Below are 24,122 nucleotides of genomic sequence, written 5' to 3'. Positions count from 1 at the left end.
GTGGCGCATGTGGTATTGAAATGGCTGGCGCTAACGTTGATAATCTGCCTGACGGCAGGCTGCGGAACAGCCGCACGCAATGAATCATCACCCTCCCCACAACAAGATCCAAACCTCACAATCCAGCAGAGCGGTACGCAGACAGACACCTCTAATGACGCTGAGCTTACCGCACGGCATCTGGAGCAGCTGGCCATGAGCATTCCCGGCGTGCTTAGTGCTCGCTGTGTTGTGATTGGCGGCACGGCGGTAGTCGGCATTGATGTGGAAGAAAATCTGGAGCGTGCCAGGGTCGGAACACTGAAATATACCGTTGCGGAAGCTTTCCGTAAGGATCCTCTAGGTGCGGAAGCATTCGTGACGGCAGATATGGATCTGGCAGCACGTATTCGGGAAATACGTGAAGATCTTGACCGCGGACGTCCGGTTGCCGGCTTCGCTGAGGAAATGGCAGACATCATCGGACGGATTGTTCCGCAGCTTCCAAGGGATACGACGGCAATCGATGCACCTGAAGCACAAAACAGCGGCACCAGCAGATAAATCCTAAATAACGTCCTAAGATGACAAAAAGCCTAGTGATTATACATCACTAGGCTTTTCTCATGGCAGCGAACACCTGTCCATCCAATTTATCCGCTGCACGCTTGTCGTATGTTTTCTCAAATTCGGGGGCCACGGATAGTCTTGCGCCATAGAACATCGCATCCCTTACCGCACTTACTTCGATGTCGAAGCATACGAGCTTAAAGGGAACTTCTTCGAGCGCTTCCGTGACAAGGTTCGTCAAACCATAAACAGCATAAACCGTTCCCGCTGCGAACACCGTTACGCTAGCCTCCGGTTTCGCGGACAAGTTGGCAACGAGCCGGGACCTGCCATCAACGGCAAATCTCAGACGGTTCGGGTTAACTGCGTATACCCACGAAATAGCATTCGATGTCGGCGTGCCGCTTTCAGCATCCGTGGTATGCAGAAGAACGAACGATTCGGACTGAAGTGCTGTGTAGAGTGCTTCAGGCAGTGCAGTTAATGGTTCGGTCATCCGCATGACCTCCTTGGAAGTAGATCAGCTGTATTTCTCTCCCATTATAGCATAAGCACCTGCAGATGTTCCACCATTACTCAGCAAGCTTGGCCTGAAGCGCAGCCTTAGCTTCGGCGAGCTTTTCTTCATCCAAATAAACATACGGACTGCGCCACGTGCCTTCAACCGGAATAAAGGTGATATCCTCTTTGCTGATGCCAAAGTAGGTATACATCATATTCTCGATCTCCTTGGCCGGCATATCCATCTTCATGTTCTTGCCGACCCGGTCGATGACAGCCCCCATCTTGGCAGCACCGCCAAGGGATTTCATCTTATCTGTTACCGCTCCAAGCACAACGGTCTGCCGTTTGTTCCGTTCAAAATCGCTTGAGGCTTTCGTGCCGTTGTTCGATTTGCGGTAGCGGACAAAGTCCAGCGCCTGCTTGCCGTTCAGCTTCTGAAAGCCTTTGGTAAGATTGATATCTGTCCCATCTACGCTGTCTTTATAGCGCATGTCCATATCAACATCCACTTCAATCCCGCCTAAAGCGTCCACTACAGCAGAGAAACCGTCAAAATTAATAACTGCGGTATAATTTATAGGGATTTCAAAAAATTCACTGAACATTTTCTTCACGCCATCGCGTGCCGCCGCTTCCTTAGCTTCCTTGGTGCTTTGCTCCGCGTTCATGTAGAAGCCCGCATAATAATGATTCGCCTTCTGTGTCTTGTAGCCGGGCAGCTCAATACGCGTATCCCGCGGAATGGATACTACGACAGCTGACTTGGTCTTCGGATTAAAGGCCGCAGCCATAATGACGTCAGTATTCATGGTTCCAAGCTTCGGCCGGTGATCGAGCCCAAGCAGGAGCAATGCGGTCGGCTTGACCTTAACGGATTCCTCTGGAGCAACCACCGTCTCCACACCATTGTTGTTATCTGTACTGATGTCCTGCAATGCGCCCTTGGTCTCCCACCATAAATAAACGACAAATGCAGCTGCAAGCAGCAGAATTAAAAAAAACGAAATGAAAAAGAAGCGGCCCCAGCGGAAGCCGCCCTTCGACTTCGTATTTGACTTCTTGCCTGATTTGGGTTTGGACTGCGTCTTTCGGGCTGCTGCCCGTGGAGGAAGCTGGCTTCCTGGATTCATTATTAAACACCTTCATTGTTCATTATATTTCGGATTGGAGACGATTTCTGCAAGCAGCTGCTCCGCAGCTTCGCGCGGGATCAGCTGCGTCTGTAGACCATCGCCCGTTTCATAGATGACATGAATCACAGCATCATCCGTCTGTGCAACGCCCACATTTACAATATGATGATCCTCCGTCAAAATCTGCAGAAAAAAATCACGGGTATCGGAAGCGGCCCGGTCATCGGGCCTTGCTTCCGCTACTATGTTCATTTGCAGCCAGTTAAACAAAGCATCTTCCAGATGCAAAAATCCGCCTCCTAAGCCTGATCAGTCTTAATCGGCTTATCCGCCTGCATGGCATCCCGGCCTGTTCCGGCGCTTCTGTCCTTCCACTTATCATACAGCTGGCGCCCGCGGTGGATCAGCATCATCAGAACGGCAACGCCCATACACTGAATGATCGGCAGCTTGTCAACCTGCATGATAAGCAGCACCCCGCTGCCGAAAGCCATCAGAATGTAAACCAGGATCTCCTTGAGGATCGGCAGCTTCTGCTGAGCACGGAATACTTTGTTGAAGATGTAGATGGTAAAGCCCAATATAAGCAAATACGATATAAGCTTGTGGTCGCTAAACCATTGCTGCATGGTTCACGCCTCCCTGCTCTTATATACCCGATTGCGCCGCTTTGCGGTGCTTCTCTGCACGGTCACGCTCACTCTTGTTCAAGACCTTCTTGCGCAACCGGATCGATTTAGGTGTAATTTCACAATATTCATCATCGTTCAGATACTCAAGCGCCTGCTCAAGCGAGAAGATGATCGGCGTCTTCATCTTGACGGTGTCTTCCTTTGTCGCCGAACGGACGTTGGTCAGCTGCTTCTCTTTACAGATATTGACGATGATGTCGTTATCCCGGTTATGTTCGCCGACTATCATACCTTCATAAACCTCGGTTCCCGGCTCCAGGAACAGCTGTCCGCGGTCTTCAACAGAAAGCATACCATAGAAAGTGGAGGTGCCGTTTTCGCTTGCGATCAGCACGCCTTGATGACGTCCGCCTACACCCGTTCCCGCTAGAGGACCATAATGTTCAAAGGCATTGTTCATAATCCCGTAACCACGGGTAAGCGTCAGGAACTGGGTCCGGTAACCAATAAGTCCGCGTGCCGGAATAATGAATTCCAGGCGAACCTGACCTGTACCGTTATTAATCATATTGACCATCTCGGCCTTACGCGTACCAAGGCTCTCCATAACAGCCCCCATGCTCTCTTCGGGCACATCAATCAGCAGACGCTCATAAGGCTCAACCTTAACGCCGTCCTGCTCCTTGATAATAACTTCAGGCTTCGATACCTGCAGCTCGTAGCCTTCCCGGCGCATGTTCTCGATCAGAATACCAAGATGAAGCTCGCCGCGACCGGATACGATAAACGCGTCAGGGCTCTCGGTTTCATCCACGCGAAGGGCTACATCCGTCTCCAGCTCCTTCATCAGACGCTCACGCAGCTTGCGGGAGGTTACCCACTTGCCTTCGCGGCCCGCGAACGGACTGTTGTTCACAAGGAAGGTCATCTGGAGTGTAGGCTCGTCAATCTTCAGGACAGGCAGTGCTTCCGGATTGGCAGGATCGGCAATCGTCTCGCCAATATTAATGTCCTTAATGCCGGCGATTGCCACGATATCGCCTGCGCCCGCTTCAGGAACCTCGACACGCTTCAAGCCCTGGAAGCCGAACAGCTTCTCAATACGTGCCTGCTTGTGGCCGCCTTCACGGTTAATAACGGTTACCGACTGGCCCTGCTTGATGATGCCGCGGTTAATACGGCCGATCGCAATGCGGCCCAGGTATTCATTATAGTCCATTAGTGTAACGAGGAACTGCATAGGCTCATCCGTCTTCTCCGTCGGATGAGGAATATGGCCGACAATCGTATCATAGAGTGCCTGCATGTTCTCATCCTGCTTCTCAGCGTCCATGCTCGAAGTTCCCATCAGAGCAGATGCGTAAACTACCGGGAAGTCCAACTGCTCGTCATTGGCACCGAGTTCAATGAACAGATCCAGCACTTCATCCACTACTTCTGCCGGGCGAGCGTTCGGACGGTCAATCTTGTTCACCACGACGATTGGAGTTAAATTATGCTCAAGCGCCTTACGCAGTACGAATTTGGTCTGCGGCATGCAGCCTTCAAAGGCATCAACGACAAGCAGAACGCCGTCTACCATCTTCATGATCCGTTCCACTTCGCCGCCAAAGTCGGCGTGGCCCGGTGTATCTACAATGTTAATCAGATATTCCTTATACGTGATTGCAGTGTTCTTCGCAAGAATGGTAATGCCGCGCTCGCGCTCCAAGTCATTGGAGTCCATGGCCCGCTCCTGAACAACCTCATGGTCACGGAATGTGCCGGACTGCTGAAGAAGCTTGTCGACGAGCGTAGTTTTACCGTGGTCAACGTGCGCGATAATCGCGATATTACGAATATTTTCTCTGGCTTGCATTTCAAAAATCCCTTCTACAATTGGTATGGTTTTCTCTCTTGTTTTCCCTCTTGGACGGAGTTCTAGTCCCCGTTCCCCTCACCTTATTACCTGCAAGCTCACCTGACTACCAGCGTATCCGACGCCCGAAGGCCATCCAGGCCCCCAGTACAATCAGCACAACGGCAATTAGATAAATTCCGAAGCCCCACAGCAGCATCATCGTGAACAGCAATAATGCCGATCCTCCAAGCGCAACTGCGGAAACAAACGCGACCCGCGATTTTGAGGAGTCAAACAGATAATATTCGTACAGCCCGACAGCGGCACCCAGCAGAAACAGCGGCCATAAGTACCGCATATAAGTCCAGCCGAAGAGGTTGCAAAACAAAAACAGCAATGAATAGACCGACAGCATGCCCGCAGGTATTAGCAGCACGGCCGGCAGCATCCGTCCGAAATATAGCACATGCAGCAGAATGCCCGGTATCAGAAGAAACAGCGGCCAAAACACACTGCCGATGAAACTGAACACACCGAGCTTTCCAAGCAGAATAACGACGCCGGCAGCCAGGATAAGGATGCCGACGGAATATTGGTTTTTGGACATCTGTTTCCCCCGTTCTTGCACCGTCAGCGAAAATAGTGACGAAAGACGACATGTTTTTCTACTCTAGTGTAATGGAACTGCAGGTAAAAAACCAGTCAAAAAACATAAGGCTATGAAAAACATTGCAATCGGATATTATAGCATAAAAAAAGGCGCCCGGCAGTTAAGCCCGGCGGCAGAGCAGATAAAGCACAATGACAAGCGGAACCGAGAGCAGCGGAACGGCTTCAGCCGCTGTACGGGAGCCATGAAACAGCACTTCCTGCAGCCCCCGGTCATGAACCAGCATCTTGCCGCCGGCGAATCCGAGCAGCCCGGCACCCAGATAAACCAGCTGCGGCATCCTGGCGAGCATGCTGCCGATCAGCTGACTGCCCCATATGATCAGCGGTATGCTGAGGACGATGCCTAGTATAATCAAGACGGGATCTCCCTCAGCGACTGCCGCTATAGCCAGCACATTATCCAGGCTCATAACAAAGTCCGCAGCAACGATCGTCCACACCGCCATGACCAGCGTGTCCGACTTACGGACCGCATGTCCGCTTTCTCCAGAGCCGGAATCCAGCAGCAGCTTGACAGCGATCATAAACAGCAGCACCGCACCAGCAGCCTGAAGGTATGGTACCTGCAGAAGCGTAACCGCCACCAGCGTCAGAACACATCTCAAGCCGACTGCTGCCCCCGCTCCCCACCAGATGGCCCTCTGTCGCTGTCTAGGCGGCAGATGCTGGCTTGCCATGGCAATAACGATAGCATTGTCCCCGCTGAGCAAAATATTGATAAGCATAATCTGTGTAAAAATAAGCAAACTGTCCAAGGATTTCGCCCCCTCGCTACACCAATGTATGACAGGGAGGGCTTGGATATGCTTGGGCAGCCGGCAAGCTTGCAGCCGCAGGCTCCACGATACTTCAAATTACAGCCTGTTTAGAACCAGTCGGCGCTCTCTACTGCCTGCTTGGCGCTGGTGCCGCCCGGCTCGATTACCAGAATCTCGGTCTCCTGGACCGCTTGTTCGATCATCTGCTGCAGCTGGGGAACATGTGCTTCGACTGTCTCTACCACCCTCAGATTAGGGTTGGTGCTCGGGGACCTCGGGACAAACAATGTGCAGCAGTCTTCAAAAGGCAGTATGGATGTCTCATATGTTCCGATCCGCTCGGCGATGTGAATGATCTCCTGCTTGTCCATCATAACCAGCGGACGAAGCAGCGGAAGCTCAAGCGCCCTGCCGATGACATTCATGCTGCCTAGCGTCTGGCTTGCCACCTGCCCGAGCGAATCCCCCGTAACCACAGCCAGCGCGCCGTTCGACTCGGCCAGCTGCTGAGCAATTCTGAGCATGGCCCGGCGCATCAGTGTAATGATCAGGTGATCCTGCTTCGCCTGGGTGAACGAGGTTTGAATATCCGTGAATGACACAAGATACAGCTTCAGCGGCTGTCCCGCATAGGTCGCAAGACGCCCCGCCAAATCAATCACCTTATCCTTGGCCTGCTCGCTTGTAAACGGGTAGCTGTGGAAATGGATGAGTTCAAGCTCCAGCCCTTTCCGCATGGCCATATAACCGGCTACCGGGCTGTCGATCCCGCCTGAGAGCATTAGCATTGCCTTGCCATTGGTTCCATATGGAAATCCGCCCGCAGCCGCCGTAACCTCTGTAAAGATATAAGTGGCTTGCTCGTTAATTTCCACGCGCAGCTCAAGATCCGGCCTGTGCACGTCCACACTCAGCTTTGGCGTAGCCCTAAGCACGTGGCCTCCGACCATTCGATTCATCTCCTGGGAGTCATAGGGAAATTTCTTGTAGACGCGTCGGACCGAAACCTTGAATGTCCGTTCCCTGTCAGGGTAACTGCGCATAACCTCCAGGGCGCCGTCCAGAATGGCTTGCGTCTCGGAGGGGACACTCTTGACCGGACTGAAGGACACGATCCCGAATACGGTTTGCAGCCGCTCAGCGACTGGTTCGTAAGCTGTGCCGTTAAGTGAAATATAGATTCTTCCATATGTCTTCGTGAAGGTCAGCGCCGGAAAAATAGAGAGGGTACTCTGTACCTGCCGCATCATCTGCTGCTCAAAGCGCCCCCTGTTCCTGCCCTTCACCGTCAATTCGCCAAAGCGAAGCAGTACCGTGTCAAAAACCATACTATCTCTCTCTCCTCTCAAGCGGCTTCAGCTTGGTTACAACCGCCTTCAGTCTCTCCAGCACCAGCTCAATATGCTCCAGCCGGTGCTCATCGCCAAAGCTGAGCCGAACACCGCCGCCAGCACACGCAGCGTTACGGCCCATGGCCTGCAGCACTCTGCTCGGCTTGTCACTCTTCGAGGAGCAGGCGGATTTGGTTGAAGCCGCAATGCCGTGCTTCTCTAGTGCATGCACCAGCACTTCCGGCTTCATTCCCGGATAACAGAAGTGCACGATATGAGGTGCCATAATTCCTTCTCCATCAGAGGACGGCCCGCTGAGCAGAAGCTCGGGAATCTTCTCAATCCCTTCCGCCAGTACGTGCCTCAGTGCCATCATCCTCATTTCCCGCTCCTCCTGCGACTCCATGGCGAGCCGGAGCGCCTTTGCAGCTGCCACAACGGCTGGGACATTCTCCGTGCCCGAGCGAATGCCCGACTCCTGTCCTCCGCCAAACATCAGAGGCTGCAGCTCCACCCCATCACGCACATACAGCCAGCCAGTGCCTTTGGGGCCGTTTATTTTATGTGCCGACATGCTGAAGAGATCGATATAACAACTTTTGAGGTCCACCTTCAGCTTGCCGACAGCCTGTACACCATCGACGTGAAACAATGTTCTCGGCCGCCCGGCAAGCAGCCGTCCGGCTTCCTTCACGGGCTGAACTGCCCCAGTCTCATTGTTCACCTGCATGATGCTTACTAATATGGTACGGTCAGTCAATGCCTGCTCTAGATCAGCTATTCGAATACGGCCATTGTGATCGACTGGAAGATACGTCACCTCAAAACCTTCCTGCTCGAGCTGCTGGAACGCCTCATATACGGATGCGTGCTCCACTTCCGTTGTAATGACATGGCTGCCGCGTGTACGGTAACGGCGTGCGGCGCCTAGAACAGCGAGATTGTTGCTCTCCGTCCCGCCCGAGGTAAATATCCATTCCTTTGGGCTGACTCCAAACAATTCTGCTGCCAATTCACGGGCCCGCTGCACCAGCTTACCGGCCTCTGCGCCACTTCGGTGCAAAGAAGAGGGGTTGGCGTATTGGAGTTTCATAACCTCGCTAATCGTACGGATTACATCCTCATGGGGCGGCGTGGAAGCCGCATGGTCAAAATACAGCATATTATCATTCCCCCTTTGCGGGATTGGAACACAGCAGTATACGCTTTTGCCCCTTACAAAACAATGGAACCGCCGCCGCTGTTTGGCGGCACCGGTTCCATCAAGGGCATTATGCTTGCTGCTGTCTTCCATGAGTTGTCATCGTATCATTTACGAATATAAGTCCATTGCTTTCATAACCTTGCCGACATAGCCCTGTGTCTCTTTTGGAAGCAGATGCAGCTTCTGCTGCAGGTCGCTGTCAGTACGGATGCCCCTCCGGTCGACCCGTCCAGGTCCGGCATTATAGGCAGCCAGTGCCGCCATTGCGTTTCCGTCATACTTTTCTAAAAGATATTTAAGGAACCGTGTGCCGCCGTCAATGTTCTGCGCTGGATCAAGCGAATTCGCAACGCCAAGACCTCTTGCCGTTCCATCCATCAGCTGCATGAGTCCCTTGGCCCCAGCCGATGAAACCGCGTTCGGATTAAAGGATGATTCCGTATGAATAACAGCCTTGATTAAGGCCGGGTTAACGCCATGCTTGGCTGCCGCACGCTCGATCATGCTGTCAAAAGCCGTTGTTTTCCCTTGCCCCGAAGCTTGTGTGTACCCCGATTGAATCTGGGATATTTGCGAAGACGCGGCGACCTGAGAGCCCTGCTGAAGCTCCGGCATGAATACCGTATTGTAGGAACCGTCGTTTAAGGCAGCTGCCATTGCGGCCGAGCCCTGTGTTCCAAGAGCCAGCAGTTCAACGGGTATCCCGTTAGGGTCGGCAAGCCCCTCCGGAAACTCAACTGATGTTCCCATTGTGCCGGCAATATAAGCCTGAAGCAGCTGATCGAACTTAGCAGCGTCTGATGATGACAGGCTGTTCCCGTTCGAAGACCGCGTAGATGTATAATCAACATGAGGTGCCGTCTGCACCTGCAGTACCGCTTTAATTGTTCTTGGATCGCTCATCCTGAATGCCTCCACTTGATGGATTCAATCCATGGTTGATATTCAACACATTTATTGTACACGTTTTATATCGGCGCCGCCAGTTAAAAAGTGAAGCCTCAGGTCAGTCTGTTAAAAAATTGTACAAAAACAATCTGTAATTATTTGATATGTAATCAAGCATGCCGAAAAGCAGCGGAACAAGTCCGCTGCCTTAAGCTAAATAATCATGTAATAAATCGGTATAAACACCAGGTAAGCCGCTGCGGCAAGCAGGCCGATCGTAATCGACCATACGCCAAGTGCCCTGCTGCCTTGACGGTAAGCCATATAGCCCAGCACAGCGGCCGTCAAACCGAGCAGAAGCGGCCAAATAAATAACGCCGCGATGCCAAACACCAGTGCAAACATTCCAAGCGCCTGGGCGCCTGAACGCGAGGTATCCATCACCTGGAGCTCATCGGTTTGCAGCGGTTCACGGTCCGCACCGCGAGCGGTCAGCGGCGGAGCAGCAACCATTCCGGGTGTTACTGCGAAATCCGCCGCCATCTCTTCCTGTGCGTCCGGGTTGTCTTTACCATCTCCCTGAGGCCTGATAGCGGCAGTTTCCTGCCGGTCCCCAAGCTCCCGGTTAAGTTCAACGTCGTTTACTGCCTCGGGCTTCAGGAGTTCCTGCTCTCGTTCTTGTTCAGGCATTCACGTCACTCCTTCGGCTTAAAGGTATGGCAGCATGTAGTGGATGATTGCGGTGCTGTATCCTTGTGGTTCATGCCCAGCCCTTCGGCAAATTCGGAGCTGTAATCGACTGCACCATGCTTGTCAATATCAACCATAATCTGGTTGGCGTTGCACTGGTTTCCTTGTCCCCAGAACGTACAGTTGGACACACTGCATTTTACGCCTTCTGGCATAAGAAAATCACCTCCGTTAATCAGGTTGCCCCGAACGGAGGTGAGTAAGTCTGCCTTATATTTGGAGGTTGCGGCCTGTTACTTCTGGCTCTGCATTCTCCGCTGAGTCATATATTCACTTTCGTAATAAGCAAGCTCTTCACGAAGGTCTTCATAAATCTTGGATACGCCAAGGACGATGTCGCGAGCAGCACGAACCGGCTTAGCACGGAAGCGGATAGCGTCCTGGCCCGTATACGCATAGCGTCCATCCTCCGAATAGCCTTCATTCTTCGGATAGAAGTATGCATTTACGCTGTTGTGATAGGTTTCATAAAGTGCCTTTTCAGCAAAATCAATATCGAAATTGGGTCTGCGGAGTGCAACCCCCAGCTTTTCGTAGGATACTTCTGAGAACACGAGCAAATGTCTGAGGTCAGACAACAGTCCCTTGTAAAAGCGTACGGTATCTTCTCCATCGCCTTCCGATACCAGCTGCGGAAGAGCGTTCTCATTCAGAAAAGATTCGAGTTGTCCAATTGCTTGTTTTAATTTCGCATGTGTGGATTCAGTAAGCGGTTTAACATTGGCAGATGGCATAATCGGTGGTCCCCCTTCATGTTACGAAAACCCGGATAGTAGGTGTCGCTTGTACATCACCAACATGGTACCACAAATTTCTTCTCAGCGGTACTGTTGTTTACAGCCCGGTTTTCCGTATATTTTGGTCTTCCAAATCCTAACCTAAACGTACGAACAAAGCAGTGTGCGGTTGCACACCGGGAGGTATACAACATGTCAGCAAGACATAAACGGTCCCGCTGGTTAGCTATGCTTGCCGGCATTGCCATCGCTATTCCCCTGGCCATGTGGGCAGCGGTTGACAGACAGGATAACAGCAGCCAAATCGCCACGCCGGATGCAGCGGAAGAACGACGCCTCAAAACAGCAGCCGTCGATCACGACACGAATGCAACGGCAGAGCTGTGCACAATGGAATGCGCACAAGAATTCCGCAAGCTTGCCCAAGAACGGCCAACCTCCGATGAAGTCAGACACCTGCTTGCTATGCATCCTCACATGGCTTATATCAGGCTGGATGTAAGCGGGGCCGGCGGCAAACCGCAGAACTTCGGGTCCATACCCCAAGGTACCGCAGATAAAGCCCGGCAGCTCTTTGCAGAAGCTCGCAGCAAGGCAACCTCTTCTACACCTTATGTGTCTGAGCCTTTCCGCCGGAACGGCCATCGTTATATCGTGATGGGTGTCAAATCTGCAGACGGATCACTGATCAGCGGTATCATCCGGCAGGATATTGTAGACGAAGTCGCCAAGCATCAGAAGCGCAACCTGCGTCTGGTTCCCTATCCGGCTGAAGGTGATTACCGCATTGAATCCGCAGAACCTAACACGACACGCGATGTCACGGTCCGTACAGGTGAAGGCAACCAGAATGCAAGCCATTACCATGTTCATGAAGTCGTCGTCAGATTTAAGCAAGAGCCAGGAGAGCAGGAACTTAAGCAGATCATGCAGGCGATCGACGGCAAATCCGCCCGAAAGCTTGGCTACACGCATATCTTTACCTCACGGACGATGGAAGCTGAGCAGCTCATGAACTATTTTCGGGATAAGTGGAATCCGCTTTATGTTGAACCCCATTATCTTTATTTAACCAATACAAGAACAGGCGAGACAAGTTCCCGGGATATTAGTCCAATCATCCCGAATGATGCCCTTTACTACCAGTACCAGTGGAATCTGCCTGTTATCGAGACGGAGAAGGGATGGCAACTGTCCAAAGGAAACGAGCAGGTCACCGTAGCCGTACTTGACACGGGCGTACAGCTGGATCACCCTGATCTGACGGGTAAACTGGAGGAAGGCCTTAATATTGTGAGCGAGACGCCGCCAGAGGACGATGTGGGTCACGGGACCCATGTTGCAGGAGTAATTGCTGCCAATGTCAACAATAGTGAAGGCGTTGCGGGCATGACTTGGAACAATAAAGTGATGCCGGTCAAGGTGTTGGACAGCAGCGGGTCCGGCACAACATATTCGGTTGCCGAAGGCATCATCTGGGCCACTGATCACGGTGCCAAGGTCATCAATATGAGCCTCGGCAACTATGCGTCCGCCCAGTTCCTTCATGATGCTATCCGCTATGCTTATGACCACGATGTGGTGCTTGTCGCCGCCAGCGGCAACGACAATACAGAGCGGCCGGGCTACCCAGCTGCCTATCCGGAGGTATTCGCAGTAGCAGCAACGGATTCGAGCGGCCGTAAAGCGTCGTTCTCCAACTATGGTGATTATATCGATGCAGCCGCTCCGGGTGCTACCATTCCAAGCACCTATCCAGGCAACCAGTATGCCGCACTATCCGGCACATCCATGGCCTGCCCGCATGTCGCGGCACTGGCCGCTTTGATCCGCTCGGTCAATCCTACCCTCAGCAATGAGGAAGTGATGCAAGTGATGCGGGAGACCGCAACCGATTTGGGCGAGGAAGGCAAGGATATTTACTACGGATACGGCCAGATTGACGTCGTAAGAGCACTGCAGGCGGCTGACGATACCGGCCTTTCACTGGAGAATTACTCCAGCAGGCTGGCGAATCGGGTAAGCTCGCTTCGCAGCGAGTTTGGCATTAACCGCTAAGCCGGTATATGGGCACAAAAAAAATGAACCTCCGGAAGCAGTCCGCTTCTGGTGGTTCATTTTACTTATTATCCGTTATAGGAAAGTTTGCCGTAAGCCGGGTTCTGTACTTCCAGTGGTGCAAGCGGGAACGACCCTCCCACGCGGAAGTGACAATCATCTATCTAGGCCGTCCATTGCTGAACGGCTCAAGCGACCAACCCGAACGCGCCTCGGGCTAAGGCTGCTGCCCGTCAAGGACAGCCGCGTTCTCTTAGGTCTTGCTCCAGATGGGGTTTACCAGCCGCATTGTCACCAATGCCGCTCGTGGTCTCTTACACCACGGTTCCACCCTTGCCTGTGCCGGCATGCCGGCCATCGGCGGTCCATTTCTGTGGCACTATCCTTCAGCTCGCGCTGACTGGACGTTATCCAGCATCCTGCCCTGTGGAGCCCGGACTTTCCTCCCGCAGCCTTGCGGCTGCCGGCGATTGTCTGTCAAACTTTCCTGTCCTACCGCTCCCTGAGGAACAGCCCTTAAGGTTGTTCCTGTGAGCGACACGATGCTTAGTATACTAGAAATCTTCTCAAAGCTCAACTGTGATCAAGTGGGAAATCAGGAAAAGCTCCTGCCATGGCGTGCAGATCACAGAAAAATGAACGGCTCGGTATGTACCGCGGACGCCATTACCTCAGTAGATGACTTGCGTCCGGCCAGCTCCTGCTTTAAATAATCGGCTACTCGCGGCTTCATAAGCTTCTCGATATTATGACCGGGATCGATAATCGATAGCCCGGCGGCCAGAGCATCATGCGCAGTATGGTAATCGATGTCTCCCGTGACCAGCACATCCGCCCCTGCAAAAATCGCATGCCGGGTATAGCGTGCACCTGAGCCACCCAGTACAGCTACCTTGCGAACCTGTCCCGATAAATCGCCAACAACACGAAGAGCAGGGACCTCAAACACCTGCTTAACCTTCTCTGCCAGCTGCCCCAGTGTCACAGGCTCCTGCAATTTCCCGACCCGTCCTAGGCCAAATGACCGCCCCTTCAAATCCAGCTGGTACAGGTCATATGCCACTTCCTCGTACGGATGAGCCTTTAGCATCGCCTGAACAACCCGGCGCTGAAGCTGCCCCGGTACAATTGTCTCTACTCTTACCTCTTTCGCCCGCTCAAGCTTGCCGGCTTCACCCAGATAAGGCTTCGTATTCTCGCCAGGTAGGAAGGTGCCGGTACCGTTTATATTAAAGCTGCATTTGCTATAGTTCCCGATCTGTCCTGCCCCCGCGCCAAATAATGCATTCAGCATACGCTCATGATGGTCCTCCGGTACAAAAACAACCAGCTTATACAGCTTGTCCGTATGCACCTCTTCGAGCGGATCACGGTCTGTTAAGCCAAGCATGTCCGCCATCCAGTCGTTGATTCCGCCTTCAGTGACATCCAGGTTCGTATGGGCAATATAGACGGCAATATCATGCTTGATCAGTCGCTCGTACAATCTGCCGGCTGGCGTACCGGTATCAATCTTTGCCAGCGGGCGGTAGATGACAGCATGATGCGCAATAATAAGGTTGGCGCCCTCGCGGATCGCCTCATCAACTACCTCTTCCGTTACATCGAGCGCAACCAGCACTTTGCGGATTTCCTTGTTCAACGTGCCTACCTGCAGGCCGATCTTGTCCCCCTCCACAGCATACTGCTTGGGGGCCAGCTGTTCCATTAGCTGAATGACCGTTTGTCCGTTTGCAAACATCCGAGCACCTCCTCGATCGTTTCAATCTCCCGTTCCATCTCGCGCAGCTTTTCAGCCGCTTCTGCAGAATCGGAGCGATTGATCCGTGCGCATATTTTCCTCAGCTTGTCCGCCTCACTCTGCCACTTGCGCTTCAGCACATCGCTTGGCTGCCTTAGCAGCCAGGGACCCATAGTAAGCAGCAGTCTCCGCTTCTCCTCTGTATCCCTGTCCAGAGGCAGGAACGACGTGTTGTATAGCATGGTATTGTATGTATCCGCATCCGTAATCCGGACAGCGAGCAGCACCTCATACCACTTGCCGTCCTCTTCAACAAGACGCTCCGCCGCAAGAGACCAGTGATGCTGTAAAAGCCAGCGGCGAACCAGATCTTCGCCGACATTCGGCTGCAGAACAAGCGTTGTTACGCCTTCAAGCTTTCCCGCGGCCAGCCCCTCTGACAGGATGCCTGCCATAAGCGCTCCACCCATACCTGCTATGGTCACACATTCTACTTCACCCGGTTCAATGACCGCCAGACCGTTACCCCTGCGCGCTGCAATACGGCCTCCCAGTCCGGCTGCTTCTATCTGCCTCACGGCCGCCTGAAGCGGCCCCTCATTGAGTTCTCCGGCTACGGCAAAATCCGAGCGTCCTGTCTGCAGCAGATAGACAGGCAGAAGCCCATGATCCGAGCCGATATCTGCCACGCGCGAATGCTGCGGCACCAGACCGGCGATGGTCTGCAGCCTTCTAGATAATTTTAACATGTCAGGCAACCCACGCAATCCATTGTTTTCGTAAGAGGAACAGCATCGTTCCCCCTAGTCCGATTTTAACGATCAATTGAATCTGAATCCAGTCCTGTCCCGCCAGAATCAATACAGCATACACCTCAGGCATAAACCAGAGCAGCACACCTGTCAGCAGCAGCACCGCAGAAGCCGGCTTGGACCAGCGCTGAACGAACCAGCTGAACCAGCCGAATACGAAGGTGATCGGAACCCAATACAGCTGAACCTCATACCAGGCGGGGTCTGCCGTGTTTTTGGCCAGCAGCAGAGCATAAACCAGAATCGCAGCGACCCAGCCGCCTAGATGGAGGAGGGGTATTCCGGCACCCATGCCAAATATAATCCAGAAAATTGAACAGCCTGCCAGGAAAGCAGCCGTCCAGCCCCAGGCCTGTATGTCATGAAGCTGAAGCATATAAAGGCCGATACCGAGCTTATACAAAATACCCGTTCCAATAATGGAGAGCCCCGCTGACTCATTCTCGGCTCTTTTCCGCTGCCCGTAAGACAGTAAGAAAGAGACCACGGTCAGTGATAACCCGGTTTGCAATAGAGGGTGAAAAGCGTTAAAATATAAAGCAACGAGACAAATCAAGGAAAATACTCCAAAAGCAAGGAGCCATTGCTTGCCGCTGGATTTCTGAACCGCCGTTGCCGCCTTTCCCGTCCACCCTGAGGGAGATCTCTCCTGATCCTGCACCGCGTACAAATTCAGCAGAAAATCGCAGTATTGGTCAGGCAGCAGCTTGTTCCGCCGCCAATAGTCAATTTCTTTAATGATGACTGTCCGTCGTTCCTGATCCATCCCCATGCAACCCTTTCGGCCTCCCCAGGCCCATGATGAAAAAAAAGACCTGACTGCACGAGCAGAAAGGTCACAAGTCGATTCTTACTCCAGAAAATCCTTCAGCCGCTTACTACGGCTTGGATGCCGCAGCTTCCGCAGCGCCTTCGCTTCGATCTGACGGATCCGTTCACGGGTTACCCCGAATACCTTACCAACTTCCTCCAGCGTACGCGTACGGCCGTCATCCAGTCCGAAACGCAGTCTCAGCACATTCTCTTCACGCTCTGTAAGCGTGTCAAGCACGTCCTCCAGCTGTTCTTTAAGAAGCTCGTATGCTGCAGCATCAGCTGGCGCCAAGGCTTCCTGATCCTCAATAAAGTCACCCAAATGCGAATCGTCCTCTTCACCGATCGGTGTTTCTAGCGATACGGGCTCTTGAGCTATCTTCATAATTTCCCGAACTTTATCGGTACTAAGATCCATCTCAGCAGCGATCTCTTCCGGCGTAGGCTCGCGCCCAAGCTCCTGCAGCAGTTGCCGGGAGACCCGAATCAGCTTGTTAATCGTTTCCACCATATGAACAGGAATCCGGATCGTACGCGCCTGATCCGCAATCGCACGTGTGATAGCTTGACGGATCCACCAGGTTGCATACGTACTGAACTTGTAGCCCTTTGTATGGTCGAATTTTTCGACGGCTTTGATCAGGCCCATGTTGCCTTCCTGAATCAGGTCCAGGAACAGCATACCACGTCCGACATAACGCTTGGCAATACTGACGACCAGCCGCAAATTCGCTTCCGCAAGGCGGCGTTTGGCTTCCTCATCACCATTCTCAATCCGTTTGGCAAGCTCCACCTCATCATCGGCTGATAACAGCGGAACACGTCCGATTTCTTTTAAGTACATTCTCACCGGATCGTTGATCTTAATGCCTGGCGGAAGAGCCAGATCGTCGTCAAAATTGAAATCGTCATGCTCCCGTTCCTCATCGCTTCTTCCAAGCGGATGATCGTCGTTCTCATTGACAACTTCAATGCCCATGTCATCAAGCTGCTCGAAAAATTCATCCATCTGCTCTGGATCCTGATCGAACGGAGACATTTTCTCCATAATTTCTTTGTACGTCAGGGAAGAACGCTTCTTGCCTTGTTCAATCAGCTGATCCTTGACCAGCTCCAGCTTCTGTTCCGCATCCAATTCCGTATGTTGATCGTTCGCCATATCCGACTCCCTCCTCCCTAGACACGGTCATCCTGTCTTCCTTTCAGCTGTCTCTCTAGGGCTATAATCTCACTTGCAATTACCGCGGCCCGCACAACGTCACCTGACCGTTCCGCGCGTATCCACTCTTCCCTCCGCTCATCCAGCTCGCGCAGCTTGGGCTGCTTAAGCACCTCCGTGACATAGGCTTCAAGAACCTCGTTGTCGTACGGCGGAATAATGTCCATGCTCAGGATAGAAGCTGCGGTCCGCTCCAGCCGTTCATCGCGGAGTGAAGCAACGAAACGGCTGACTTCCGGATCGTTTCCTTGCGAATAATAGGCATATAGGTAAGCAGCCAGAGCTGCATGATCCTCTACGTTAAAAGCGTCGCCAAGCTTGTCAAACACAAATTCCGCCGCCTCGGTGTCATGCATCATCCAGTAGAGCAGCCTTCGCTCAATCTGGTGGTGAACCGATACCGCCGGCATTGATTTGGGCGCACGGCGACTTTCATTCCTACCATTATTCCACGAATTATCGTTATTATCCCCGCCGCCACGCACTTTTTGCCGGTTCAGCAAAATTTGGTGGCAGTCCTGCTTCAGCGTGTCCAGTGAAATACCAAACTCGCCTGACAGCTCCCGCAAATAGAATTCGCGCTCTGTCGCAGATTCCAGCTCTGCGATAATCCGTACTCCTTCAAGGACGTAGTTTTTACGGCCCTCTTCTTCTAGGAGTTTATGGCTTTTTCTTAAAAATAGTAGTCTAAATTTCGTAACCGTCAGCGGACTGTCGATCACCTCACGGAGAAATGCCTGGGGCCCGTATTCGGAAATGTATTCGTCGGGGTCCTTACGGCCCGGAATCGCCGCTACCTTCACCTTTAGCCCGGCCTTCTCGAACATCGGAATGGTCTTCATGGCTGCCGCTTGCCCCGCATCATCCCCGTCATAGCAGACAATGACTTCATCAGCGTTGCGGCGGATCCGCTCCACATGCTCGTCTGTAAAAGCAGTACCCATACTGGCTACGCCGTTACGGACACCCGCACTCCAGGCTTTGATTACATCCATATAGCCTTCGAACAGAACGACAGTCCGGCTCTTGCGGATGGATGGTCTGGCCTGATGCAGGTTATAGAGCGTGCGGCTCTTGTGAAAGAGCATCGAATCTGAGGAATTCAGATATTTCGGCTGCGCATCACCGAGCACACGGCCGGCGAATGCGATAACCTTGCCGTCCTTGTCCCATATTGGAAACATGATACGGTCCCTGAACCTGTCCACATACCCGCTGCCATCCGACTTAGCCGAAACCAGCCCGCCTCTCTCCATCAGAGCAAGGTCATACCCTCTCTTCTGAAGAAAATTGACCAGCGTATCCCAACGGTCCGGTGCATAGCCAAGCATGAACTGGTTGATCAGCTTGTCGCTCATTCCGCGATCCCGCAAATACTGGTTGGCCCCCCGGCCAAATTCCGTATTAAGCAGAAGATAGTGGTAGAACTTGGCGGCATACTCGTGGGCCTCCAGCAAAATCTGCCTGTCCTTCTGTTCGGCTGTCTGCTCTCCGGATTGCTGAGAAGGCTCCCAGGTAACCGGTACATGGGCTTCCTCGGCCATCACCCTGACGGCTTCAGGAAAGCTGTATCCCTCCATCTCCATCACAAAGTGGATCGCATTGCCCCCTTTACCGCACCCGTAGCAGTAAAAGATCTGCTTTTCGGGGGTTACGGTGAAGGACGGCGTTTTCTCTGAATGGAACGGACACAGTCCCTTCATATATTTCCCGTTTTTCGTGAGATGCACATGTCTGCCGACCGTCTCAACAATATCGTGATGCCTCAGAACAGCTTCGATCGCTTCCTCAGGAATTCTACCGACGGTCATTCAACATCACCTTCATCCTAATGACACGTATAACTATTCGCTATGGCTCCCGATTCTCCTGCAAATCCTCCAAAACTTTTGTCAGCTTTTGTTGAAATTGCCTCCGGTCGTCATCTGTCATCGCCCTGGGGCCCTTGGTCCGGCCGCCCCCGCGCCTGATCTTGGCGTGATCATGCCTGCGCGCCATCAGATAATCAATCGTCTCATTCGTATACTGCTCACCACGATTGGACAATACGATCGCCCGCTTGCCCAGCGCCACAGCCGCAAGACCGAAATCCTGGGTCACGACTATATCCGCAGCGTTAACCAAATTCGAAATGTACAGATCAACCGATTGACTGCTGCGGTCAACCTGCTTGATTTCGACACCATCCGCCGCCTCCATACGATGATCATAGGATGCAACCAGCAGGACGGGGACCCGGAATGCTCTTGCCGTCTCGGCGATTTCCCGCTTTACCGGACAGGCATCGGCGTCAACCACGATACGAGGAGCCTGAAGTTCCAACTGTTATCACCGCAATTTCTGGAAAAGTACCGTACTATTATATACGATGGCTTTACAAAAAATCCTGCAAAACCGCGTACAAGCATTCGCTTTTTTATCCGCGGACCGTCTCAAGGATCAGGCTGGCCGTTTCTTCTACCGCCTTATGAGATACATCAATAACCACGCAACCAAGCTGCTTCATGACCGATTCGGCATATTCCAGCTCGTATTCAATCCGGGTTGTCGTTGCGTAAGATGCATTGTCAGGCAGTCCCAGCGCCTTCAGCCGTTCCTTGCGGATAATATTGAGATAATGGGTCCCGATTGTAAGACCGACGATTTTGGATTTTGGCAGCTTGAACAGCTCAGGAGGAAGCTTGAGCTCCGGCACCAGAGGCACGTTAGCCACCTTGTAGGTCTTGTGGGCCAAATACATGGACAGCGGAGTCTTGGACGTCCGTGATACTCCGACAAGTACGATGTCAGCCTTTAATATGCCCGTAGGGTCTTTCGCATCGTCGTATTTAACGGCAAACTCCACCGCCTCCACTTTACGGAAATAATCAGCGTCAAGCACATGGTTAAGACCCGGCTCCTGCCTTGATTTACTGCCGGTCTGCCGTTCAAGGCTCTCGATCAGCGGCCCGAGCAAATCAACGGCCTGCACGTTCATTTCTTCAGCCCGCATAGCCATATACTCGCGCAGCTTCGGAATAACTAGCGTATAGAGAATAACGGCATTCTCGGAAAGGGCCCTGATCAGAACCCTCTCGATTGTGCCTTCGTCCTGAACGAAAGGAGCCCGCCTGACATCTGCATAAGCAGGGTGGAACTGGGCCACCGCCGCCCGGACGACTACCTCGCCCGTATCACCGGCGGAATCAGACACGACATAGATAATAATATCGGATCTGCCGGCGCCGCCTTCAAGTGGCATGCTCATGTTCGAATCTCCTCTCTGCCGCTGCTGTTTACCAGACGATCTTGGAGAAGTCAGCAAGCTGCCTGATATCATCAGCCAGCGCAGCAAGCGCCGCCAGCCTGTTATCCTTCGTTTTGCTGTCTTCAACCATTACCATAACATGATCGAAATACCCGTTTATAGGTTCTTTTAATCCAGCAAGCCTTGCCAGCGCCTCTGCTGCATCACCTGCTTCTAATGCCGCGAGGTAGGCCGTATGGGTCGTGCGCCAGCTTTCGAACAATTTGCTCTCCGCCTCATCGGTGAACAACGACGGGTCTATGACGCGGCTTTCCGCTTTGGCAGCAAGGTTGCAAACGCGGTTGAACGCATCCGCTGTCGCCTTGAAGTCCGACATGCTCTGGCCGGATACGGCTGCCAGTACAGCGGAAGCTCTGGCAATGGTCAGAGAAAGATTATCGAAGCCGGATGCCATAACCGCATCAATTACATCATAGCGGATGCCCTGTTCGCTGAGCACATTCTTAACCCGGAGACTAAAGAAATCCATTAAGTCCTGACGGACTTCTGACCGGTCACGCTTCATTCCGCGGGCTTCGTGCACCTTCAGCGCCAGCTCGAACAACTCGCCCAGCGTTAGCCGGAGCTTGTGCGACAGCATGATCTGGACAATGCCCGCCGCTTGGCGGCGAAGTGCATAGGGATCCTGCGAGCCGGTCGGAATAATACCGATCGAGAAGCAGCCTGCAATCGTATCCATCTTGTCGGCAAGAGCCACCACTGCACCAATCAATGATCCCGGCGCACGGTCCCCTGCGAACCGCGGCTGATAATGCTCGAATAACGCCCTGCTCACGGCCTCGCGCTCGCCTGCTTTACGCGCGTAATCCTCTCCCATAATGCCTTGAAGCTCAGGGAACTCGTATACCATCTGAGTCACAAGGTCAAATTTGCAGATTTCTGCCGCCCGGCTGATATCAAGATGCGACTGTTCATCTACCGCGAGACTGCCGGCAATCAGGTCAGCCAGATTCCGTATCCGGCGCACCTTGTCCGCCAGACTTCCGAGCTCTTCGTGATAAACGATATTTTCCAGCTTGGCGTTCGCGTCTGCAATCGCCAGCTTCTGATCCTCAGAATAGAAGAACTTTGCATCGGACAGACGGGCGCGAAGCACCTTCTCGTTGCCCCTTGCTACCTGCTCGATTGATGTACGGTCACCGTTGCGCACTGTGACGAAGTAAGGCAGCAGCTTACCGTTCTTGTCCAGCACCGGGAAATACCGCTGATGTTCGCGCATGGAGGTGATCAGCACTTCCTGCGGGATATTGAGGAACGACGGATCGAAGGTGCCGTACAGCACGCTCGGATACTCCACTAGGAACAGTACTTCCTCAAGCAGATCCTCCTTGACCGCAATATCCCAGCCCTTCTCTGCTGCCAGTTCCTCAATCTGCTTGACGATGAGCCCTTCCCGTTCCGCCAGATCGGCGATGACATGCTGCCCGCGCAGCTTATCCAGGTAAGCGGACGGCTCATCAATAACCGTGTCAGCTCCAAGGAACCGGTGGCCCCGTGATATACGGCCGCTCGTTACGTCCGCTATTTGCAGCGGGATGATCTCGGTTCCATAGAGTGCGACCATCCAGCGGATCGGACGGACAAAACGCATCTCATAAGCGCCCCAGCGCATATTCTTCGGGAAAACCATACCGTTTATAATATCCGTTAGCCCGGCAGGCAGGACCTTTGACGTCTCTACGCCGATGCTGCTCTTGTTCGCGTATACGTATTCCACACCCCCGAGCTCCTTGAAGAAAAGCTGATCCGGCTCCACTCCTTGGCTGCGAGCGAAGCCGAGAGCGGCCTTGCTCCAAGCCCCCGACTCATCCTGGGCGATCTTGCGGGAAGGTCCCTTGACCTCCTCGCTTATATCGGACTGCTTCTCAGCCGCAGCCCGGACAAGCACGGTCAGCCGGCGCGGGGTGGCATAGGCATCGATGCCTTCATGTGCTATCCTGGCTTCCTCCAGCCACTTGCCTGTTTTTTCCTTCAGTTGATTTAAAGCGCCGCGCACAAACCGGGCAGGCACCTCTTCAAGTCCTAGCTCTAGCAGCAGGTCCTTAGCCATTGATTTCAGCCCCTTTCTTAAGCAGCGGGAATCCGAGCCGTTCCCGTTCCTCCAAATAGACAGCCGCGCATTTGCGGGCAAGGTTGCGGACACGCATGATGTAACCCGTCCGCTCCGTCACACTGATCGCGCCTCGCGCATCAAGCAGGTTAAATGTATGGGAACATTTCAGCACGTAGTCGTAGGCAGGGAACACCAGGTTATGCTCAAGCGCTTTTCCGGCTTCCGCCTCGTACATGGCGAACAGGGAGAACAGCATGGATGCATCCGAAATCTCGAATGTATATTTGGAATGCTCGAACTCCGGCTGCAGGAACACATCGCCATAGGTGACGCCCTCTACCCACTCCAAATCAAAAACATTTTCCTTGTCCTGTATATAGGAGGCGAGGCGTTCCATACCGTATGTAATTTCAACGGATACCGGATTCGCATCAATGCCACCCACCTGCTGAAAGTAAGTAAACTGGGTAATTTCCATCCCGTCCAGCCACACTTCCCAGCCAAGGCCCCATGCGCCAAGCGTAGGCGATTCCCAGTTATCCTCGACAAACCGGATATCATGATGGGCCGGGTCGATTCCAAGCCGCTTCAGGCTTTCCAGATATAGCTCTTGAATGTTATCCGGCGACGGCTTCAGAATGACTTGAAATTGATGGTGCTGGTACAGGCGGTTTGGGTTCTCGCCATAGCGGCCGTCAGCCGGCCGGCGGGACGGCTCCACATAAGCTACATTCCATGGCTCAGGACCAATGGATCGCAGGAACGTCATCGGATTCATGGTGCCTGCGCCCTTCTCCACATCATACGGCTGTACCAGAATACAGTTTTGCTCCGCCCAGAACTGCTGGAGCGTCAGAATCATGCCCTGAAAATTCATCACTTGCGCACCCCTTATCATTAGAATTAGCAAATTACCAAGCAATCGGAATAGGCTGCGGTGCGAGAGCCAAGACCTGCATGGACGCCAAAAAACTCCCGTCCCTACGCCTGTTCCCAGACGTAGGGACGGGAGTTAAAATCCCGCGGTTCCACCCTACTTGGCCCCGTTTAACACGGTAGCCCACCTCTTGCCCTGCCAGCGTCCTCCGGAGCGCCCTTCACCAACGTCCGGCTGCAGGGCT

The 24,122-nt window shown here is 53.1% G+C and carries 24 protein-coding genes and 1 other RNA gene; 2 read left to right on the top strand and 23 right to left on the bottom strand.

The genetic code is table 11. From position 1 onward, the window contains the following. Nucleotides 1–543: a YhcN/YlaJ family sporulation lipoprotein gene (locus L1N82_RS00625; RefSeq protein ID WP_235285396.1), complete on the top strand. Its 543-nt coding sequence runs from the start codon at nucleotides 1–3 to the stop codon at nucleotides 541–543. Between the two features lie 49 nt (nucleotides 544–592). Here the strand turns inward: L1N82_RS00625 and L1N82_RS00620 are convergent, their stop codons facing one another. The 13 genes from L1N82_RS00620 to L1N82_RS00560 all read right to left on the bottom strand — a co-directional run bounded on the left by L1N82_RS00620 (nucleotide 593) and on the right by L1N82_RS00560 (nucleotide 10,995). Next, nucleotides 593–1,045, bottom strand: a complete 453-nt coding sequence (locus tag L1N82_RS00620) for a PNPOx family protein (protein ID WP_235285395.1) — start codon at nucleotides 1,043–1,045, stop codon at nucleotides 593–595. A 76-nt stretch (nucleotides 1,046–1,121) separates the two neighbouring features. Further along, nucleotides 1,122–2,183 carry an LCP family protein gene (locus L1N82_RS00615; protein ID WP_235285394.1) on the bottom strand — a complete coding sequence of 354 codons (1,062 nt, stop codon included), beginning with the start codon at nucleotides 2,181–2,183 and terminating at the stop codon, nucleotides 1,122–1,124. A gap of 12 nt (nucleotides 2,184–2,195) precedes the next feature. After that, nucleotides 2,196–2,474, bottom strand: coding sequence for a DUF4247 domain-containing protein (locus tag L1N82_RS00610; RefSeq protein ID WP_235285393.1), 279 nt, complete (start codon nucleotides 2,472–2,474; stop codon nucleotides 2,196–2,198). A gap of 11 nt (nucleotides 2,475–2,485) precedes the next feature. Next, nucleotides 2,486–2,815, bottom strand: a complete 330-nt coding sequence (locus L1N82_RS00605) for a YlaH-like family protein (RefSeq protein ID WP_235285392.1) — start codon at nucleotides 2,813–2,815, stop codon at nucleotides 2,486–2,488. Nucleotides 2,816–2,834: 19 nt separating this feature from the next. After that, the gene (typA, locus tag L1N82_RS00600) at nucleotides 2,835–4,676 is read right to left on the bottom strand and encodes a translational GTPase TypA (RefSeq protein WP_235285391.1); all 1,842 of its coding nucleotides are present in this window, start codon (nucleotides 4,674–4,676) and stop codon (nucleotides 2,835–2,837) included. A gap of 106 nt (nucleotides 4,677–4,782) precedes the next feature. Then, on the bottom strand, nucleotides 4,783–5,265 hold the full coding sequence (locus tag L1N82_RS00595; RefSeq protein ID WP_235285390.1) for a hypothetical protein: 483 nt from the start codon (nucleotides 5,263–5,265) through the stop codon (nucleotides 4,783–4,785). 163 nt (nucleotides 5,266–5,428) lie between these two features. Continuing rightward, complete coding sequence (locus L1N82_RS00590; protein ID WP_235285389.1) at nucleotides 5,429–6,085, bottom strand: TerC family protein; 657 nt, start codon at nucleotides 6,083–6,085, stop codon at nucleotides 5,429–5,431. A 110-nt stretch (nucleotides 6,086–6,195) separates the two neighbouring features. Continuing rightward, on the bottom strand, nucleotides 6,196–7,416 hold the full coding sequence (gene thiI / locus L1N82_RS00585; RefSeq protein ID WP_235285388.1) for a tRNA uracil 4-sulfurtransferase ThiI: 1,221 nt from the start codon (nucleotides 7,414–7,416) through the stop codon (nucleotides 6,196–6,198). Between the two features lies 1 nt (nucleotide 7,417). Further along, nucleotides 7,418–8,581, bottom strand: coding sequence for a cysteine desulfurase family protein (locus L1N82_RS00580; RefSeq protein ID WP_235285387.1), 1,164 nt, complete (start codon nucleotides 8,579–8,581; stop codon nucleotides 7,418–7,420). A gap of 150 nt (nucleotides 8,582–8,731) precedes the next feature. After that, nucleotides 8,732–9,526: a lytic transglycosylase domain-containing protein gene (locus L1N82_RS00575; protein ID WP_235285386.1), complete on the bottom strand. Its 795-nt coding sequence runs from the start codon at nucleotides 9,524–9,526 to the stop codon at nucleotides 8,732–8,734. Nucleotides 9,527–9,724: 198 nt separating this feature from the next. Next, entirely contained in the window at nucleotides 9,725–10,201 is a 477-nt protein-coding gene (locus tag L1N82_RS00570) for a DUF5353 domain-containing protein (RefSeq protein WP_235285385.1), read from the bottom strand. A gap of 5 nt (nucleotides 10,202–10,206) precedes the next feature. Next, complete coding sequence (locus L1N82_RS00565) at nucleotides 10,207–10,416, bottom strand: DUF1540 domain-containing protein (RefSeq protein ID WP_235285384.1); 210 nt, start codon at nucleotides 10,414–10,416, stop codon at nucleotides 10,207–10,209. Between the two features lie 78 nt (nucleotides 10,417–10,494). After that, nucleotides 10,495–10,995 carry a YpuI family protein gene (locus L1N82_RS00560; RefSeq protein WP_111148731.1) on the bottom strand — a complete coding sequence of 167 codons (501 nt, stop codon included), beginning with the start codon at nucleotides 10,993–10,995 and terminating at the stop codon, nucleotides 10,495–10,497. A 195-nt stretch (nucleotides 10,996–11,190) separates the two neighbouring features. On the opposite strand from L1N82_RS00560, the gene L1N82_RS00555 reads away from it, so the two are divergent. After that, nucleotides 11,191–13,056, top strand: coding sequence for a S8 family peptidase (locus L1N82_RS00555; RefSeq protein ID WP_235285383.1), 1,866 nt, complete (start codon nucleotides 11,191–11,193; stop codon nucleotides 13,054–13,056). A 78-nt stretch (nucleotides 13,057–13,134) separates the two neighbouring features. Here the strand turns inward: L1N82_RS00555 and rnpB are convergent. From rnpB to glyQ, 10 genes are all read right to left on the bottom strand, one after another. After that, an RNA gene (gene rnpB / locus L1N82_RS00550) (RNase P RNA component class A) lies at nucleotides 13,135–13,542 on the bottom strand. Between the two features lie 139 nt (nucleotides 13,543–13,681). Further along, the gene (locus L1N82_RS00545; protein ID WP_235285382.1) at nucleotides 13,682–14,797 is read right to left on the bottom strand and encodes a Nif3-like dinuclear metal center hexameric protein; all 1,116 of its coding nucleotides are present in this window, start codon (nucleotides 14,795–14,797) and stop codon (nucleotides 13,682–13,684) included. Continuing rightward, nucleotides 14,764–15,546, bottom strand: a complete 783-nt coding sequence (locus L1N82_RS00540; RefSeq protein ID WP_235285381.1) for a tRNA (adenine(22)-N(1))-methyltransferase — start codon at nucleotides 15,544–15,546, stop codon at nucleotides 14,764–14,766. Before L1N82_RS00540 ends, L1N82_RS00545 begins: the two co-directional genes overlap by 34 nt. Before the next feature lies 1 nt (nucleotide 15,547). After that, nucleotides 15,548–16,381, bottom strand: a complete 834-nt coding sequence (locus L1N82_RS00535; protein ID WP_235285380.1) for a hypothetical protein — start codon at nucleotides 16,379–16,381, stop codon at nucleotides 15,548–15,550. Between the two features lie 78 nt (nucleotides 16,382–16,459). Further along, a complete protein-coding gene (rpoD, locus tag L1N82_RS00530; RefSeq protein ID WP_235285379.1) occupies nucleotides 16,460–17,581 on the bottom strand; it encodes an RNA polymerase sigma factor RpoD in 1,122 nt (373 codons plus the stop codon). 17 nt (nucleotides 17,582–17,598) lie between these two features. After that, nucleotides 17,599–19,452, bottom strand: coding sequence for a DNA primase (gene dnaG / locus L1N82_RS00525; RefSeq protein WP_235285378.1), 1,854 nt, complete (start codon nucleotides 19,450–19,452; stop codon nucleotides 17,599–17,601). 40 nt (nucleotides 19,453–19,492) lie between these two features. Then, entirely contained in the window at nucleotides 19,493–19,963 is a 471-nt protein-coding gene (locus L1N82_RS00520; RefSeq protein WP_235285377.1) for a YaiI/YqxD family protein, read from the bottom strand. A 94-nt stretch (nucleotides 19,964–20,057) separates the two neighbouring features. Beyond that, a complete protein-coding gene (locus L1N82_RS00515) occupies nucleotides 20,058–20,888 on the bottom strand; it encodes a pyruvate, water dikinase regulatory protein (RefSeq protein WP_235285376.1) in 831 nt (276 codons plus the stop codon). Between the two features lie 28 nt (nucleotides 20,889–20,916). Beyond that, nucleotides 20,917–22,998 (bottom strand): glycine--tRNA ligase subunit beta, encoded by a 2,082-nt coding sequence (gene glyS / locus L1N82_RS00510; RefSeq protein ID WP_235285375.1) that lies wholly within the window; start codon nucleotides 22,996–22,998, stop codon nucleotides 20,917–20,919. Beyond that, a complete protein-coding gene (gene glyQ, locus L1N82_RS00505; RefSeq protein WP_235285374.1) occupies nucleotides 22,991–23,878 on the bottom strand; it encodes a glycine--tRNA ligase subunit alpha in 888 nt (295 codons plus the stop codon). The genes glyS and glyQ overlap by 8 nt, the downstream gene beginning before the upstream one ends. Nucleotides 23,879–24,122 lie beyond the last annotated feature (244 nt).

This window comes from Paenibacillus tarimensis (genome assembly GCF_021532315.1).
Classification (GTDB): domain Bacteria; phylum Bacillota; class Bacilli; order Paenibacillales; family Paenibacillaceae; genus Paenibacillus_I; species Paenibacillus_I tarimensis.
The sequence above is the reverse complement of the archived record's forward strand: the minus strand, read 5'-3'. Positions and strand labels throughout refer to the sequence as shown.

Bases quoted from the DNA above. Each gene is read 5' to 3' on its own strand.
- typA (WP_235285391.1), bottom strand. From the start codon at position 4,676: ATGCAAGCCAGAGAAAATATTCGTAATATCGCGATTATCGCGCACGTT.
- L1N82_RS00595 (WP_235285390.1), bottom strand. From the start codon at position 5,265: ATGTCCAAAAACCAATATTCCGTCGGCATCCTTATCCTGGCTGCCGGC.
- L1N82_RS00555 (WP_235285383.1), top strand. From the start codon at position 11,191: ATGTCAGCAAGACATAAACGGTCCCGCTGGTTAGCTATGCTTGCCGGC.
- L1N82_RS00535 (WP_235285380.1), bottom strand. From the start codon at position 16,381: ATGGGGATGGATCAGGAACGACGGACAGTCATCATTAAAGAAATTGAC.
- L1N82_RS00620 (WP_235285395.1), bottom strand. From the start codon at position 1,045: ATGACCGAACCATTAACTGCACTGCCTGAAGCACTCTACACAGCACTT.
- thiI (WP_235285388.1), bottom strand. From the start codon at position 7,416: ATGGTTTTTGACACGGTACTGCTTCGCTTTGGCGAATTGACGGTGAAG.
- L1N82_RS00545 (WP_235285382.1), bottom strand. From the start codon at position 14,797: ATGTTTGCAAACGGACAAACGGTCATTCAGCTAATGGAACAGCTGGCC.
- dnaG (WP_235285378.1), bottom strand. From the start codon at position 19,452: ATGACCGTCGGTAGAATTCCTGAGGAAGCGATCGAAGCTGTTCTGAGG.
- L1N82_RS00515 (WP_235285376.1), bottom strand. From the start codon at position 20,888: ATGAGCATGCCACTTGAAGGCGGCGCCGGCAGATCCGATATTATTATC.
- L1N82_RS00580 (WP_235285387.1), bottom strand. From the start codon at position 8,581: ATGCTGTATTTTGACCATGCGGCTTCCACGCCGCCCCATGAGGATGTA.
- L1N82_RS00575 (WP_235285386.1), bottom strand. From the start codon at position 9,526: ATGAGCGATCCAAGAACAATTAAAGCGGTACTGCAGGTGCAGACGGCA.
- L1N82_RS00615 (WP_235285394.1), bottom strand. From the start codon at position 2,183: ATGAATCCAGGAAGCCAGCTTCCTCCACGGGCAGCAGCCCGAAAGACG.
- L1N82_RS00605 (WP_235285392.1), bottom strand. From the start codon at position 2,815: ATGCAGCAATGGTTTAGCGACCACAAGCTTATATCGTATTTGCTTATA.
- L1N82_RS00540 (WP_235285381.1), bottom strand. From the start codon at position 15,546: ATGTTAAAATTATCTAGAAGGCTGCAGACCATCGCCGGTCTGGTGCCG.
- L1N82_RS00565 (WP_235285384.1), bottom strand. From the start codon at position 10,416: ATGCCAGAAGGCGTAAAATGCAGTGTGTCCAACTGTACGTTCTGGGGA.
- L1N82_RS00560 (WP_111148731.1), bottom strand. From the start codon at position 10,995: ATGCCATCTGCCAATGTTAAACCGCTTACTGAATCCACACATGCGAAA.
- glyS (WP_235285375.1), bottom strand. From the start codon at position 22,998: ATGGCTAAGGACCTGCTGCTAGAGCTAGGACTTGAAGAGGTGCCTGCC.
- glyQ (WP_235285374.1), bottom strand. From the start codon at position 23,878: ATGAATTTTCAGGGCATGATTCTGACGCTCCAGCAGTTCTGGGCGGAG.
- L1N82_RS00570 (WP_235285385.1), bottom strand. From the start codon at position 10,201: ATGCCTGAACAAGAACGAGAGCAGGAACTCCTGAAGCCCGAGGCAGTA.
- rpoD (WP_235285379.1), bottom strand. From the start codon at position 17,581: ATGGCGAACGATCAACATACGGAATTGGATGCGGAACAGAAGCTGGAG.